This window comes from Cupriavidus sp. SK-4, from assembly GCF_000611125.1.
Lineage (GTDB): Bacteria > Pseudomonadota > Gammaproteobacteria > Burkholderiales > Burkholderiaceae > Cupriavidus > Cupriavidus necator.
In genome coordinates this window covers 1-775 of record NZ_JFJW01000052.1, presented here as the reverse complement: position 1 = coordinate 775, position 775 = coordinate 1, and the positions used below count along the sequence as shown (strand labels likewise).

General features: G+C 60.6%; 1 protein-coding gene. It reads right to left on the bottom strand.

All coding sequences use genetic code 11. The annotated features are described in order from the left end of the window. Nucleotides 1–3 precede the first annotated feature (3 nt). On the bottom strand, nucleotides 4–525 hold the full coding sequence (locus CF68_RS10225) for a restriction endonuclease (protein WP_235205728.1): 522 nt from the start codon (nucleotides 523–525) through the stop codon (nucleotides 4–6). Nucleotides 526–775 lie beyond the last annotated feature (250 nt).

Below are 775 nucleotides of genomic sequence, written 5' to 3'. Positions count from 1 at the left end.
ACCTCAGCACACAGAATTCCTGACACCTCCAAGACCCCGATCTCGGAAGCACGTAAGACGTCGACGCATCGGAGTGTGCCCCCCGATTATTCGCGATAAGCACAGGCAACCCCAGAATGCGCCGGCTGACCCTTTCCGCTCAACCATCTTGATTCCGCAGGCCGCGCATGTCGGCGTCCGGTAGTCGCCCCGAAACGCCTGCTTCAGCAACGTCGCTTGCTTGTACTGATCGAGTGCGCAGATCCGTTCCGCGATGCCCGCACCATCAAGTAATTGAATGCCCGCTCGCTCTGCCGACTCCTTTACCGGCCGCCCTACATAGCCTGACAACGACCAGAAAACGCCTCTACGCACCTTGTGTTCGTGCATGACACCGGCAAGTGCGCGGACCTGTTCCACCTTCACCGGCTTGCTCCATGCTTTGCATTGGACCACGGCCACGGGAACATCCAGGCCTGCCTTGTACAAGGTTGCATCGATGCCGCCATCGGGACCATGGGGGACGGTCTTGACCACGAACCCCATCGCCTCGTAGTACCCAACACAAAGCAGCTCAAATCGCTTCCACTCTAGCTGCTTGAGGGCATCCAGCGTCCAGCTGTTGATTTCTGGCTTCTCAGGTACGGAGGCTCTCTGCGCCGGCGGGCTAACGTCCTCCTTTGACCCAGCGGATTCACCGAAGTACCGGGGTGACATGGGGGCGACGATGGTCGGCTCGTGCGGGAGCGCCGACCCCTCATCGGAACTTCTTGCTGCCTGGCCCCCGCCCTACGCC